The organism is Pelagimonas sp. (assembly GCF_058892305.1).
Window position 1 is genome coordinate 79,872 of record NZ_JBZXVN010000005.1, and the last position, 13,436, is coordinate 93,307.

The 13,436-nt window shown below is 56.8% G+C and carries 17 protein-coding genes; 7 read left to right on the plus strand and 10 right to left on the minus strand.

From position 1 onward, the window contains the following. Positions 1-5 precede the first annotated feature (5 nt). From AC5EFR_RS02060 to AC5EFR_RS02080, 5 genes are all read right to left on the minus strand, one after another. Positions 6-656 (minus strand): RNA-binding protein, encoded by a 651-nt coding sequence (locus AC5EFR_RS02060; RefSeq protein WP_493574310.1) that lies wholly within the window; start codon positions 654-656, stop codon positions 6-8. A gap of 5 nt (positions 657-661) precedes the next feature. Next, entirely contained in the window at positions 662-2,284 is a 1,623-nt protein-coding gene (gene nusA / locus AC5EFR_RS02065) for a transcription termination factor NusA (protein WP_493574311.1), read from the minus strand. Positions 2,285-2,286: 2 nt separating this feature from the next. Then, positions 2,287-2,868 (minus strand): ribosome maturation factor RimP, encoded by a 582-nt coding sequence (gene rimP / locus AC5EFR_RS02070; RefSeq protein ID WP_493574312.1) that lies wholly within the window; start codon positions 2,866-2,868, stop codon positions 2,287-2,289. A gap of 298 nt (positions 2,869-3,166) precedes the next feature. Further along, positions 3,167-3,871, minus strand: a complete 705-nt coding sequence (locus AC5EFR_RS02075) for a hypothetical protein (RefSeq protein ID WP_493574313.1) — start codon at positions 3,869-3,871, stop codon at positions 3,167-3,169. Next, positions 3,843-4,127, minus strand: coding sequence for a hypothetical protein (locus AC5EFR_RS02080; protein WP_493574314.1), 285 nt, complete (start codon positions 4,125-4,127; stop codon positions 3,843-3,845). Before AC5EFR_RS02080 ends, AC5EFR_RS02075 begins: the two co-directional genes overlap by 29 nt. Positions 4,128-4,304: 177 nt before the next feature. On the opposite strand from AC5EFR_RS02080, the gene AC5EFR_RS02085 reads away from it, so the two are divergent. Further along, positions 4,305-4,769: a hypothetical protein gene (locus AC5EFR_RS02085; protein WP_493574315.1), complete on the plus strand. Its 465-nt coding sequence runs from the start codon at positions 4,305-4,307 to the stop codon at positions 4,767-4,769. A gap of 98 nt (positions 4,770-4,867) precedes the next feature. Here the strand turns inward: AC5EFR_RS02085 and AC5EFR_RS02090 are convergent, their stop codons facing one another. The 4 genes from AC5EFR_RS02090 to puuE all read right to left on the minus strand — a co-directional run bounded on the left by AC5EFR_RS02090 (position 4,868) and on the right by puuE (position 9,051). Next, positions 4,868-6,226 carry a uracil-xanthine permease family protein gene (locus AC5EFR_RS02090; protein ID WP_493574316.1) on the minus strand — a complete coding sequence of 453 codons (1,359 nt, stop codon included), beginning with the start codon at positions 6,224-6,226 and terminating at the stop codon, positions 4,868-4,870. A gap of 61 nt (positions 6,227-6,287) precedes the next feature. Further along, complete coding sequence (locus tag AC5EFR_RS02095; protein ID WP_493574317.1) at positions 6,288-6,773, minus strand: ureidoglycolate lyase; 486 nt, start codon at positions 6,771-6,773, stop codon at positions 6,288-6,290. Positions 6,774-6,823: 50 nt separating this feature from the next. Next, on the minus strand, positions 6,824-7,642 hold the full coding sequence (locus tag AC5EFR_RS02100; protein ID WP_493574318.1) for a bifunctional allantoicase/(S)-ureidoglycine aminohydrolase: 819 nt from the start codon (positions 7,640-7,642) through the stop codon (positions 6,824-6,826). After that, the gene (gene puuE, locus AC5EFR_RS02105; RefSeq protein ID WP_493574319.1) at positions 7,639-9,051 is read right to left on the minus strand and encodes an allantoinase PuuE; all 1,413 of its coding nucleotides are present in this window, start codon (positions 9,049-9,051) and stop codon (positions 7,639-7,641) included. The genes AC5EFR_RS02100 and puuE overlap by 4 nt, the downstream gene beginning before the upstream one ends. Before the next feature lie 149 nt (positions 9,052-9,200). Here puuE and uraH point away from each other — a divergent pair, with 149 nt between their 5' ends. Both uraH and AC5EFR_RS02115 read left to right on the plus strand, forming a co-directional pair. Continuing rightward, entirely contained in the window at positions 9,201-9,560 is a 360-nt protein-coding gene (gene uraH, locus AC5EFR_RS02110) for a hydroxyisourate hydrolase (protein ID WP_493574320.1), read from the plus strand. A gap of 79 nt (positions 9,561-9,639) precedes the next feature. Beyond that, the gene (locus AC5EFR_RS02115; protein ID WP_299923059.1) at positions 9,640-9,828 is read left to right on the plus strand and encodes a hypothetical protein; all 189 of its coding nucleotides are present in this window, start codon (positions 9,640-9,642) and stop codon (positions 9,826-9,828) included. A gap of 27 nt (positions 9,829-9,855) precedes the next feature. Here AC5EFR_RS02115 and AC5EFR_RS02120 read toward each other — a convergent pair whose 3' ends face one another. Next, positions 9,856-10,218, minus strand: a complete 363-nt coding sequence (locus AC5EFR_RS02120; protein WP_493574321.1) for a VOC family protein — start codon at positions 10,216-10,218, stop codon at positions 9,856-9,858. 163 nt (positions 10,219-10,381) lie between these two features. On the opposite strand from AC5EFR_RS02120, the gene smpB reads away from it, so the two are divergent. From smpB to AC5EFR_RS02140, 4 genes are all read left to right on the plus strand, one after another. Next, positions 10,382-10,855, plus strand: a complete 474-nt coding sequence (smpB, locus tag AC5EFR_RS02125; protein ID WP_493574322.1) for an SsrA-binding protein SmpB — start codon at positions 10,382-10,384, stop codon at positions 10,853-10,855. Between the two features lie 104 nt (positions 10,856-10,959). Next, positions 10,960-11,250: a hypothetical protein gene (locus AC5EFR_RS02130; RefSeq protein ID WP_493574323.1), complete on the plus strand. Its 291-nt coding sequence runs from the start codon at positions 10,960-10,962 to the stop codon at positions 11,248-11,250. Positions 11,251-11,343: 93 nt separating this feature from the next. After that, positions 11,344-12,201: a 3-mercaptopyruvate sulfurtransferase gene (gene sseA, locus AC5EFR_RS02135; RefSeq protein WP_493574324.1), complete on the plus strand. Its 858-nt coding sequence runs from the start codon at positions 11,344-11,346 to the stop codon at positions 12,199-12,201. Beyond that, positions 12,201-13,385 (plus strand): amino acid aminotransferase, encoded by a 1,185-nt coding sequence (locus AC5EFR_RS02140; protein WP_493574325.1) that lies wholly within the window; start codon positions 12,201-12,203, stop codon positions 13,383-13,385. The genes sseA and AC5EFR_RS02140 overlap by 1 nt, the downstream gene beginning before the upstream one ends. Positions 13,386-13,436: the final 51 nt, after the last annotated feature.

The following is a 13,436-nucleotide window of genomic DNA, read 5'->3' on the forward strand; positions in this document are numbered from 1 at the left end:
GCTTCTTATCCTTTCCGGCGGCCGCTGCCGCCGCGATCCGTGCTTTTCGTCCCAGATTTGGACGCCTGAGCACGCATACCCTTCAATCTTTGGGCTTCCTCTACAACACGTGAGGCCAGACCGCCAGTGCCAAGCGCCGCATGTATCACAGATTGACGTCCAAACGCCATTCCCAACTCATCTGCAGACAGCCACCCGATATAGGTTCCACCATAAGGTGTGCTAAGCTTGGACTTGCCACGCTCAGAGCCGTCATTCGCCTGGATCAGCACGCTGGCCTCTTCTTTACCCAGCCAATCCTTAACCTTCTCATAGCCTGCTACCGCGTCACCAGATTTCCGGGCAAGGCTGATCAAATCGATCACCCGCCGCGACAACATCTGCTCAAGCAGGTCCAGCATCCCTTCGGGAACCTGAACCGGCTGTTTCAGTGACCGCTGGAACAAACCTTTTTTCAAGGCCATTTCCAGCGCCGTGCGGTCAGAACTTACATATACGCCCCGACCGGGCAGTTTTCCAGCAAGATCGGGCACAATCCGCCCATCGGGACCCAAAACAAAGCGAATTAGGCCGCATTTCGGCTGTGTTTCGCCTGTGGCGATGCACTTGCGCTCTGGCCCGTCTTCACGGTTTTTGTTGTGGCCACCTCTGGACATCCGATTCAGACCTCTTCGCCTGTCGCGTCGCCGTCTTCACCTTCGACCTCTTCGGCGTCGGTTTCCAAGTCGGCAGGATCAACCCAGCCCAAAAGGATGCGCGCCGTCATAACCATGCCTTGCGCATCTTCCAACGAGACGTCGAATTTCTCGAGCAGACCGTCGTCTTTGACACGCTGACCATCAACCGTGGTCCAGCCACCGGCCAGTTCCCAGTCGGCGCAGGTCGCAAAGTCTTCGAGCGACAAAACACCGTCTTCGGCAAGGGCCTCGATCATCTGAGGTGTCATGCCTTCGAACCCGATCAGGTTCTCCTGCACACCCAGCTCATGAGCACGGGCCAGAGCCTTGCGGGCTTGTTCCTCTAGGAACTCACGGGCTCGGGTCTGAAGCTCGTTGGCGGTGCTTTCGTCGACACCGTCAATGACCAAGAGCTCGTCTTGCTCAACATACGCAACTTCTTCGAGGTTGGTGAATCCTTCGGAAACCAGCAACTGCGCAAAGAATTCGTCGACGTCCAGCGTTTCCATGAACAGCTTGGTACGCACTTCGAATTCGGCCTGACGACGCTTGGATTCTTCTTCCTCGGTCATGATGTCGATATCGAGCGCGGTCAGTTGTGACGCAAGGCGCACGTTTTGACCACGACGACCAATCGCCAAAGACAGCTGTTCGTCCGGAACGACAACTTCGATGCGCTCGGCCTCTTCATCCAGAACAACCTTGGACACTTCTGCGGGTTGCAATGCGTTCACAAGGAAGGTCGGAACATCTTCGTTCCATGGAATGATGTCGATCTTTTCGCCCTGAAGCTCGTTTACAACCGCTTGAACGCGCGATCCGCGCATACCAACACAGGCCCCAACAGGGTCGATGCCGCCGTCATAGGAAATCACGGCGATCTTGGCGCGCGAACCCGGGTCACGGGCTACGGCTTTGATTTCGATGATGCCGTCATAGATTTCTGGCACTTCCATCTTGAACAGCTCGGCCATGAACTCTGGCGCGGTCCGGCTTAGGAAAATCTGTGGGCCACGGGTCTCGCGACGGACATCTTTGATGTAGCAGCGAATGCGGTCACCGGGGCGGTAAGATTCGCGGCCGATTTTTTCGTTGCGGCGCAGGATGGCTTCGCCCCGACCGACGTCAACGATGACATTGCCATATTCTTCGCGCTTGACCGATCCGTTGATGATGGTGCCGTTGCGATCTTTGAATTCGTCATATTGACGGTCACGCTCGGCTTCGCGGACTTTCTGAAGGATAACCTGCTTGGCGCTTTGGGCGGCAATCCGACCAAGCTCAACCGGGGGGACCTCTTCGACAAAGGTCTGACCAATCTGCGGATCGGCCATATATTGCTTGGCTGTCTCAACGGTCATTTCGGCTTGATAATTCTCAAGCTCTTCGTCCTCAACCACGGTGCGAACACGGGTAAAGGTTGCCTTGCCGGTCTTGCGGTCGATCGACACGCGAATGTCCATCTCCGCGCCGTAGCGTGACTTGGCTGCCCGTGCGAGCGATTCTTCCATCGCTTCGACAACCAGACCGGGGTCGATCATCTTTTCGCGGGCCACGGCCTCGGCGGTTTGCAACAGCTCAAGCTGGTTGGCAGAGGTGATTGCCATGTTCAGTCCTCCTGAGGGCCGTCGTCGGCCTCGATCTCGTCAAACTTGGTTTCATCCACGGCCTGCGCTTTGCGCGCCCGCAGCATTTCTGTAACCAGCTCGTCGGTCATGACAAGCTTGGCTTCGGACAGCCAGTCATAGTTCAGACCAACTGTGATGGTTTCTCCGTCCTGATCCAGATTGATCAAAACGTCTTGTTCTTCAACACCGGCCAAAACACCGCGAAACCGCTTGCGCCCGTCGATAAGATCGCTGGTCTCTAGCTTGGCTTCATAGCCTTCGAAATTGGCAAAGTCCTTGAGACGGGTCAAAGGACGGTCGATACCGGGGCTGGAGACCTCAAGATTATAGGCCTCAACTACTGGGTCTTCGACATCCAGAATGGCGCTGATTTCGTTGGAAATCTTGGCGCATTCGTCGACCTCGATGCCACCCTCGGGGCGTTCGGCCATGATCTGTAGGGTCTTGGTGTTGCCGCCCATTAGACGAACGCGCACCAGCTCGAACCCCAAATCCTCGATCACCGGGGCGATAATGTCAGCCAGACGCCGATCCATGGCGGATTTGGCGATTAGATCACTCATGTGTTCTGCCTTTCAGGCATTGGATGCAGGCATGTTTCCTGCGGGCATAAAAAAACGGGCCAGCGGCCCGTGCGTATTGTCCGGTGGGTGACTGGGTTTGGACCCCAGCACTCCGCTGTTGAGGGGGATATAGGGGAGCAATGCGATTTTAGCAAGGGGATTCGCGCAGGTTCTCCGGTTCGTCACAGGGGAAGCCATTCGGTCACCAACCGCCTCTGCCCTTCATCTTGCCAAATAAACTCTGAGGGTCTGGCGCAACGCCCCCGCCGGTCGCAGCGCTAAGGCGCTGCGAAATCCATCACGATACTTCAATCACGCTTTTGTCGATTGAAAGAACATAGCCACGCCGCGCAATGTTCTTGACCAGAAGTTCTGAGACCAACTGATTGCCCAACCCATCGCGCAACCGCTTGATGCGTGTTGCCCCTGCGGCCTCTTCACAATCGGTTTCATTTCGCCCCGAAATCACCGCTTCGATCTGGGCCCCGGTCATGATGTCATCATCCATTCTCGCCTCGGCCAAAACCGCCATGGTTTCCATCATCGCGTCGGTCAATTTGAACCCCATCGTATTGAGGTACACTTTGTTCTCTGCCCGCGAGATCACCAAGGAACTGACTTCGATGCCCGATCGCTCAATCGTGGCCATGCGCCGGTTCAACGCAACCAGCATCACAAGGAACACCATGGCGGCCACCAACATCGCTGCGGCAAAAATCAGCAAAACAAAGATCACCATGCGGTAACTTGTCAACGTGTCGCCGAAGGCGGTGCCGCTTTGCGCCAGAATCTCTAACAATTTGACCACCGGTTGGGCGGTCAGGTTGTCGTTTTCGACAAAGATCTTTTCGACCCGCGCATTAAACGCGTTTGCGTCGGGCAAGGTCAGCAAAAGCATCACACCAGACAACACAAGGATCGCCACTATCACGGCGATCCCAATAGTGACGATCCGGTTGCCTGCGCGCAGGCTGTCAGTAACGGAGGTAGTACTCACCAGCATTTGCCTTTTTCGCGCCCGAAGGCGGGTTTTGTGACAGACCCACAACATTCAGCAAGGTCCAACCGCCGGCAGACACCCGCCGGCTTGCCAATCCTGCGGCTTGTCCCGCGCTTGGGCAAGACCCCTGAAGTGACAGGATGCCGTAGTGCAGGCGGAGGGGATTATCCATTTTGGCTTTGTATTCGACAAAGCAATCGGCCATCGCCCCGGTGGGCAGGGCGAGCGCGATCAGAAGGGGGGCTATGAAATGTCTCATGTCCCCAACCTGCGCCGAGCGGCGATGAAATTCAATAACACGCAGCAACGATGAGCTTTTTCAGGGCGGATATTTGATAACCAAGCGCTGTTATTGCCCGATTTTGCAGGGGGAGGGCAGGGTTGATCCATCGGCGCTGATCTGCAGCGCAAGGATTTGACCCGAGAGGAGAACAAGATGTCTGCCAAGTTCATTACCGGTGTTTTGACCGCCGCTGCCCTGATCACGGCACTTGCCACCGCCCCCGCCCAAGCGCGCAACAACAATGATGCCTTTAAGAAAGTGGTGATTGGCGCGACGACCTTTTATTTGCTCAACGAATTGATCCGCGAAGCCGAACGCAACAATGGCGGCAAGGTCATCATTGGCCACGGGCGCGATAACGGGCGCGGTCATGGTGGCCATGGTGGGTACAAAACCAAAAAGCCGCCGATTCCCAAACATTGTATCCGCTCAACCCACGGCAAAAAGTCAGACCGCCGCCGGGTCGCGACGCGCAATTGCCTCAAGCATAATTATCGTGGGTTCAAGCGGTTGCCCAAAGCCTGCAAAACATCGTTCTGGCAGCGTGGCAACAAGCGCAAAGGTTATAGCGTACGCTGCCTGCGCAATCACGGTTTCCGCGTCTCCGGTCGTCGGTAACGTCCAAAACGAGCAGTCTCTCGCATGAGCGAGGGATGGGGGCCTGTCCCGCCCCTGCGTGAAGGGCCCCAGATATTGGGGCCCTTCTTTGTGTTCGGTCAGTCCAAGTTTTCGGGCAAAACCAAGTTCAGGATGATCGACAGCGCCGCAGCAGGAAGCAGGCCGGAGGTCATCAGGATTTTTGCTGTTGCAGGCAAGTGCTGCAATGCATCGGGTTCCAGTTGCAGACCAAGGCCAACCGCCAAGGACACCGCGAAGATCACCATGTTGCGACGATCCCAGGTCACGTCAGACAGCATGTTGATACCTGCCGCCGCGACCATGCCGAACATGACAATCACACCACCGCCAAGAACATTGATCGGGACGGTGCGGATGATCGCGCCTATCATCGGCACACAACCCGCAAGGATCAAGAAGATCGCGCCGATTGTGACCACATGGCGGCTCATGATGCCGGTCATGGAGATCAGGCCGACGTTCTGGCTAAAGGACGTGTTGGGCAGCCCCCCAAACAGACCGGCGATGGTCGTGCCAAGACCGTCCGCAAAGGTGGCCCCGGTGATTTCCTTGTCGGTGGCTTCGCGACCTGCGCCGCCTTTGGTGATGCCGGATGTGTCCCCCACGGTTTCGATGGCCGAGATCACCGCCATAAAGCACATGCCGATCATGATGGCCCAGTTGATCTCCCAACCCCATTTAAACGGTTCGGGAAGGGCAAAGAGCGCGGCTTTGCCAACATTGCCGAAATTCACCTGACCCATGGCCAGTGCCACAACATAGCCAACGATGATGCCGACCAGAACCGCGGCAACAGAGAGCATGCCTTTGGTAAAAAATTTCAGCGCCAGTGTGACGACAATCACCACGATGGCCGGGAACCACATGGCGAGCGTGCCGTATTCGGGTTTGCCTTTGAGAGGCACACCTCCAGCAGAATACTGAATGCCGACTTTGACCAAGGCCAAGCCGATCATCAACACGATCAAACCGGTGACAAGTGGCGGCAAGGCAAAGCGGATTTTGCCAATGACGGTGCCAAGGAGGAAGTGGAAGATGCCACCGATCACGATGCCGGTCATCAAGGCCCCCATGGCCCCGGTGCCTTGGCCCGCCACGGCGGGGATCATCACAGGCAGGAAGGCAAACGAGGTGCCTTGGACGATGGGTAAACGAGCGCCAACAGGACCCATTCCGATGGTTTGAAACAAGGTCGCGATGCCCGCAAATAGCATCGACATCTGAATCATATAGGTCATGTCAGGAAAGCCCTGAGCGCCTTGATCTGAGCCAAAGCCAAAGCCCGCGGCCCCGGCGATGATGATGGCGGGGGTGACGTTTGAGACAAACATCGCCAGCACATGTTGAATGCCCAGTGGCACGGCCTTGGCCAATGGCGGGGTGAAGTCGGGATCGGCCAGCTGTTCTGGCGTCCCTAGCGCATTTCCGATTGTCATTTCTTGTCCTCTCGGTTGGGGTGGCGGCCTTTCTGTTGGAGCCGTCCACCATGGGGTGGCCCTATGGGCCGGTGATGAGCACAGGCTCCTCCATCCTGTGCTCGACTAGATTTGCGGTGGTGCCGATCCGATCGAGGACGGCAAAAAGTCCGGGAGCGTGCAGCGGGGTCAAAACCCCATGCCATGTGCCCCGGTGAAAGTTGATCGCCTGACCGGGTGCGGCGAGAAAGGCGTGGATTTGGCCGGGTGTGTCACCGGCGTCGGCGGTGATGATCAGCCAAGGGTTTTCATGCATCGGGATAAACGCCTGCGACCCCTCTGGATGATGTTCAAGCAGATCGAGCGTGTAGGGTAGGCTACGCGGTTCGGCGCTAAATATATTGAGCCCCGCGCGCCCCTCAGGCCCGAAATCCAGAGTCGCCCGATCGTGAAAGCGCCCGCAAAGCCCGGCATTTATCAACTTATCCGGCGCACCCGTGCAATCAAGCACGTCGCCAAACGGGGCGAAAGCGGCGGCCGTTAAGGGTAAGGCTTGGATCGTTTGCATAATGTTTCCTATATCCGGGCGAGGGGTCAGCCTCTCGCGCTCCTCATCGTTTATTTGGCGAGATGAAGGGCGGGGTGGCGGTTGACGTCTTTGTAAAGAAGGTAACGGAACGGTTCGTCTCCCGTTGCGATGCAGGCCTGTGGGCAAAAGGCACGCAACCACATGAAGTCACCCGGCCCGACCTCGACCCAGTCTTTGTTAAGCAGATAGCGGGCGGTGCCTTGGAGAACATACAGCCCATGTTCCATGACATGGGTCTCGGCGAAGGGGATGAGCCCGCCGGGTTGGAAGGTGACGATATTGACGTGGCAGTCGTGGCGTAAATCATCAGGTTCGACAAAACGGGTGGTGCCCCATTTGTCGGTATTGGCCATCAGGTTGATGGGTGTTTCTTGATCAGATGTGACGAAAGCCGTCGGTTTTTCGATGCCGGGGGCCGGTTCCCATTGTTTGCGAACCCAGTGGAATTTAAGCGCTGTGTCGGCGGGGTTGGTGAGGGCCCATGTGCTACCCGCCGGGATATAAGCGTAGCCGCCGGACGATAGGGAATGGGACGCGCCGTCGATGGTCAGCGCCATTGTGCCATCGGTGACAAACAAGATGCCTTGGGCTTGCTGATCGGGTTCGGGGCTGTCCGACCCGCCGCCGGGGGCGACTTCGACCGCATATTGCGCAAAGGTTTCGGCGAATCCGGTCAACGGGCGTGCGATAATCCAAACACGGGTGTCGCGCCAGCCGGGCAAAAAGGACGTCACGATATCGCGCATGGTGATCGCCGGGATCACGGCATAAGCCTCGGTGAAAACGGCGGTGCCTTCGGGATTTTGCGATTGGTCGGGAAGCCCGCCGGGCGGAAACGCGTAACTCATATCATGTCCTCAAGGCGCAGGCGCGCGATGCGTTCGACCTGTTTGCAGGCCTCGTTGAATTCAGTTTGTGATGGATTGGCGATGCGGCGTTCAAAAGCGGCGAGAATGCCGGATTTGTCGTAATCGCGCACCGCGATGATAAACGGAAAGCCGTGTTTTTCGGTATAGGCGGTGTTGAGTTCCGTAAACCGGGCGCGCTCGGCATCGGTCAAGGCATCAAGGCCAGCACCGGCTTGTTCCGATGTGCTTTCGGCCGTTAGGCGCTGGGCCTGCGCCAGTTTTCCGGCCAAATCCGGGTGGGCGCGCAACACGCCAAGGCGTTGTTCCTCGCTGGCGGTTCGGAAAATGCGCGCCAAAGCGTTGTGGACCCCGGCGGCGCGGTCATGGGCCGGGCCAAGCTCAAGGTCCCAGGCCCTTTCGGCGATCCAAGGAGAATGTTCAAACACGCCGCCAAAGCGGGTGACGAATTCGTCGCGCGCCATTTGCGATGGGCGGTTATGGGGTTTGGGCGGGTGCGTGGCGGCCCAGTGGTCGGCAATGTCGATCCGGCGTGGCATCCAGACACCGTCATGTTTTGCGATGTGATCGAGGAACTTTTTCAGGCCGGCGATTTTGCCGGGGCGCCCGATGAGGCGACAATGTAAACCCACCGACATCATCGCCGGCTGACCTTCGGCCCCTTCGGCATAAAGCGTGTCAAAGGCGTCAATCAGGTAGTCGCCAAAGTCGCCCCCCGTGACCCAACCCGGCGCACCGGAAAACCGCATGTCGTTGGCTTCGAGCGTGTAGGGAATGATCAGCTGATTGCGCCCGCCATTTTGCGACCAATAGGGTAGGTCGTCATCGTAAGTGTCTGAGATATAGTCAATCGCACCAGTTTCCGCCACCAAGCGGACCGTGTTCATGCTGCACCGTCCGGTATACCAACCACGGGGTGGTTCCCCGACAACTTCGGTGTGCAGGCGGATTGCCTCGGCAATCTGGGCGCGTTCATCGGCCTCGGGCATGTCGCGATGTTCGACCCATTTCAACCCGTGGCTGGCGATCTCCCAATCGGCGGCTTTCATCGCCTCAACTTGTTCGGGGGAGCGCGCCAAGGCCGTCGCCACCCCGTAGATCGTAACGGGTATGTCGCGCCCGGTGAACAGGCGATGCAATCGCCAAAACCCCGCCCGTGCGCCGTATTCATAGATCGATTCCATGTTCCAATGGCGCTGATTGTCCCAAGGCTGGGCTCCGGGAATATCAGACAAGAACCCTTCGGACCCGCCGTCCCCATGCAGCAGGCAATTTTCACCACCTTCTTCATAGTTCAAAACAAATTGCACAGCGATTTTAGCGCCGCCGGGCCATTGCGGATCGGGGCGATTGGGGCCGTAGCCAACCATATCGCGGGGATAGCGGTTCATATTTACTTTACTCTCCCTAGGGGTATTAATCCCATAGACTATCCGAATAATCAGATAGGATTTTCAAGATTTTCCGAAAAGACTTGTAGACGCAAACTGCGCAAGACTTGGTCGGAAATGGCAGTAAATGTCGAAAAGGAGGGCAGGTTATGGCCAATGGATACCTAACTACGCATGTTTTGGACACCGCACGCGGTGTGCCCGCCGCTGGGGTCAAGATCGCGCTTTATCGCGTTTCGGGAAATGCGCACCGCAAGATTGCCGAAACGGTGACCAACGACGATGGCCGGACCGATGCACCGATTCTGCCGGTCGAAGATTTCAAAACTGGGACGTATGAGCTGATCTTTTTCGTCGGTGATTACTTGCGCGCGACCGGGCAGGACGGGGATGACCCGCTGTTTCTTGATCAAATCCCAATCCGCTTTGGCATGTCGGATGCAGACGCCCATTACCATGTGCCCTTGCTTTTGTCGGCCTATGGCTATTCGACTTACCGCGGGTCGTAACCTGCGGCGATGAATGTCGTGGTAATTTCATTTTGGCGGGCTAGGGTGGGGGTAGCCTGCCTCGAAAGGGATGATTGCCATGAAACATGTGCCCAAAGACACCACCGATGATGCGCTTATTCAGGAATTTCTGAAAAAAGGCGGCAAGGTCACCAAAGGCAAAACCAAACCGCCCAAGCCTGAGCTGGGCTTGTCCAAAGGAACATGGGGGCAGACCCTGACCAAGGAAGAAAAGGCGGCGCGCGACAAGAACAAAGACAAAACGTGATTTGTCGAGACATATCGCCGTCTACGCCTAGACGGTCTGTGGCGTAGCAAGCCACCAAACATTGCCGCTCGGGTCCTTGATCCCGGCCATGCAATCGCCATGGGGCCGGGTGTTCGGGGCCATGAGGGATGTTGCCCCTGCTGCCAGAGCGGTTTTGTAACAGGTGTCGGCGTCTTCCACGTAGAGATGCATTTGTGAGGTGTTGGCCGGGTAAGCCTCGTTTGCTTCGTTCAGCATGACAATTGAGGTGCCAATACATAGGCGGGCGTGTTGGATGCGACCGGTTTCAAACCGGTCATCTTTGATGACTTTGGCGCCAATAACGGTCTTAGCAAATTTGATGAACGCGTCGGCATCGGGCACGGTAAAAATAGTGTGTGATTGATCCATAGCCTTCGGGAATGATTTCGCGGGTCATATTCGTCTCCTGAAAACACTTTGAAATGAGGGCCGGGCCAAAGATGGCTTTGCGCTAGTCAGTTTTGGCATCGCGATGTGGCATTGGGTCGGGCAACGGATGGACATGGCTTAGTGCAATGACTATCTACGCGCTATGGCTAAGAAACCCGTATCAGACCCGAATTACAAAGTGATCGCCGAAAACCGGCGCGCGCGTTATGACTATGCGATTGCCGATGACATTGAATGCGGCATCATCCTGTCGGGCTCTGAGGTGAAATCCCTGCGGGTGAATTCGGCCAATATCGCCGAAAGCTATGCCGCCGTCGAAGAGGGTGAGCTGTGGCTCGTGAACTCTTATATCGCACCCTATGACCGGGCAATGTTTAGCCACGAAGAGCGCAAGCGCCGCAAGCTATTGGTGTCGCGCAAAGAGATGTCGCGCCTGTGGAATGACACCCAGCGCAAGGGCATGACCCTTGTGCCGCTGGTTATGTATTTCAACCACAAGGGCATGGTAAAGATCAAAATTGGCATCGCTAAGGGTAAGAAAAACCACGATAAACGCGAAACCGATGCCAAGCGTGACTGGGGCCGTCAAAAGGCGCGCTTGCTTAAGCAAGGGTAGCAGGGGGAACATCTCCGTGTTCTTCCCGTACCGCTGTTAGCGCCCAATCTGTAAGGTCTGCGCCGTAACCCCGATCAATTCGGGACGGTGTGGAGGGAACACTTATGGAAATGATTATTGGTCTGATCTCAGGCGCGATTGGTGGCAATGCTGCCGGTGGTTTGTTGAAGAACCTGAACCAAGGCGTGCTCATCAACTCGATTGCCGGGATTGTCGGCGGTGGCCTTGGTGGCACGATTCTATCGGCGCTGGGCGTTGGTGGCATGGAAGGCGCGGCCGGGGCGATGGGCTCGTTCGATATTGGCTCTATCATCACTCAGGTTGCCGGTGGCGGCGTAGGCGGTGGTGTTGTTCTGGCGATTGTTGGGGTGATCCGTAACAAAATCACCGGCTAAGACGCATTTTAAGCAGCTGTTTGCGCTGTCTGACTTGCATGACGCTGCCCCCGGGCCTATGGACACAATGATCCATCACACCGGGGGTATGCCATGTCTTACGACGATCCCAAAACCCTTGTGTCGACCGAATGGTTGGCCAAGCATATCAAAGACCCCGATCTGCGCATTCTAGATGCCAGCTGGTATCTGCCCGCCATGGGCCGCGATCCCAAGGCCGAATATGACGCCGCGCATATTCCCGGCGCACGCTTCTTTGACATTGATGACGTGTCTGACAATCGGTCCGATCTGCCGCATATGGCCCCGACGGTTGAGAAATTCATGTCGCGCCTGCGGGCTATGGGGGTTGGGGATGGCCATCAGGTTGTTGTCTATGACGGCATGGGGCTGTTCTCGGCGGCGCGTGTTTGGTGGTTGTTCCGCTTGATGGGGCAAGACAACATCGCGGTTCTGGATGGCGGTTTGCCCAAATGGCAGGCGGAAGGGCGTGAGGTCGAAGACCTGCCCCCGGTGATCCGGGATCGCCACATGACCGTGCGCCGTCAGGCCCATTTGGTCAAAGACGTAACCCAAGTGTCGGCGGCCTCAAAGCTGCGCGATTATGAGCTCATTGATGCGCGTGGGGCTGGTCGGTTCCGAGGGGAGGAACCAGAGCCGCGCGAAGGCATGCGGTCGGGCCATATTCCCGGCGCTAAAAACGTCCCCTTTGGGATGCTATTGACTGAAAATGGCACGATGAAAGACCCTGACGGCTTGCGCGCGGCTTTTGCTGCGGCGGGCGTTGATCTTGATAAACCTGCCATCACATCCTGCGGGTCTGGCGTGACCGGAACCATAATTAACCTGGCGCTAGAGGTGCTGGGGAAACGTGATCATTCGCTTTATGACGGGTCCTGGAGCGAGTGGGGGCAGTTCCCCACTCTGCCCGTCGCCACCGGAGAAGACTGATGTTCGAAACTCTCAAAGAGCAACCTGCCGATAAAATCCTGCAGTTGATGCAGATGTATCGTGAAGACACGCGTGAGGACAAAATTGACCTCGGCGTTGGTGTTTACAAAGACGCAACGGGCAAAACGCCAATTATGCGTGCGATTAAGGCGGCAGAAAAGAAGCTATGGGACGAACAAGACACCAAGGCTTATACCGGTCTTGCCGGTGATCCTGCGTTCGCCGATGCGATGATCAATCTGGTTCTGTCCGACAGCGTGGCCCGCGAAAACGTTGCGGCCGTGGCAACTCCCGGCGGCACCGGAGCGGTGCGTCAGGCGTTTGAGCTGGCGCGACTGGCAAAGACCGACGTTCGGGTGTTTGTGTCTGATCCGACATGGCCAAATCACGTTGCGATTCTAAAGTATCTGGGTATCGAAGTGGTGACTTACCGCTATTTCGATGGTGAAACCCGTGGCGTTAACTTTGATGGCATGATGGACGACTTGGCCCAGGCGGGCCCCGGCGATATTATCCTGCTTCATGGATGTTGCCACAACCCAACGGGTGCGAACCTGAACCTGACACAATGGCAAGCCGTTGTGGATGTGCTGAACAAAACCGGTGCGGTTCCAATGATCGACATCGCCTATCAGGGGTTTGGTGACGGTCTGGAGGAAGATGCGGCGGCGGTGCGTTTGGTGGCCTCTTCGGTTCCGGAATGCCTGATCGCAGCCAGCTGTTCCAAGAACTTCGGTGTGTATCGCGAACGGACCGGCTTGTTGATGTCGATTGCTGCGGATGCGTCTAAAACCAAGTTGAACCAAGGCACTTTGGCGTTTTTGAACCGCCAGAACTATTCCTTCCCGCCGGATCACGGTGCGCGCGTTGTGACCATGGTTCTGACTGATCCAGTGCTGCGCGCGGATTGGGCGAAAGAGTTGGAAGAGGTGCGTACCTCGATGCTGGGCCTGCGTGAACAGCTTGCGGCCGAGCTACAACGGGCGTCGGGTTCGGATCGGTTTGGATTCATTGCCCAGCACCGTGGTATGTTCTCGCGCCTGGGCGCGACTCCGGAACTTGTGCAAAAACTACGTGAGGAGCATGCGATTTATATGGTTGGGGACAGCCGTCTGAATATCGCTGGCTTGAACAAGCAATCGGTTCCAATTCTGGCGGATGCGATCATCAAGGTCGGTATCTGATTGAACTGTCAAAAGGGGAGGGCCAAGGCCCGCGCTTGATGCCTCAGCCCC